Genomic DNA, 856 nt, shown 5'->3' with positions numbered 1-856 from the left:
TACCTGGTACACGAACCGTTTGTACTTCTACGTTTTCAAAATAGCCAAGACGGTTAAGTCGTGTCTTACCAGTTTCAATCGACTTGGAGTTTAGCCAGCTACCTTCCATTTGGCGCATTTCACGACGCAACACTTCATCTTTCGTTGAGTTATTACCAGTAAAACGAATGTCGCGAACGTAAATTCGATTACCTGGATCAACATTCACAACCAAGGAGACTTGTTTGTTTTCATCGTCAAATTCAGGGATGGTGTTTACTTGAGGGTAAGCGTAGCCAGATTCACCAAGCACACGCTTGATGCCTTCTTCCATCGAAGTCACAAGAGAACCGTTGTACGTTTCATTGTCTTCGAATGGAACGAGTCGTTCGAAGGTCGCTTCTTCACCAATCAGGTCACCGCGGAATTTTACATCTTTAACGGTGTACACTTCGCCCTCTTCCAAGCCAAGAGTAATGTATACCCCTTTCTTGTCAGGAGAGATCGCAACTTGTGTAGAATCAACGTTAAATTTCAGGTAGCCGCGGTCAAGATAGAATGACTTCAGCGCTTCGATATCACCAGCAAGCACTTGCTTTTGGTATTTTTCGTCCGCGAGGAAATTCCACCAAGGCACATCAACGTTCAAGTTGAAACGAGAAAGAAGTTCTTCATCCGAAAAGACTTCATTACCGATAAAGTTGATTTGCTGAATTTTTGCCGACACGCCTTCCGTGAAGACAAATTTCAAGTCAGAACGGTTACGTGGCAATGGAGTTACGACCGCTTTCACTGTTGCGTTGTACTTACCAACACTGTAGTAAAAATCTTCCAAGCCTTTTTCGATGTTACTTAGCGTAGTACGGTCAAGCGCTTC

General features: G+C 43.8%; 1 protein-coding gene. It reads right to left on the bottom strand.

From position 1 onward, the window contains the following. A partial coding sequence (gene bamA / locus R7R24_RS25685) for an outer membrane protein assembly factor BamA (RefSeq protein ID WP_318119945.1) occupies positions 1–856 on the bottom strand: 856 nt, incomplete at both ends.

It is taken from the genome of Vibrio sp. 704 (genome assembly GCF_033339295.1).
Note: the sequence above shows the minus strand (reverse complement) of the source record. Positions and strands in the feature narration are given on the sequence as shown.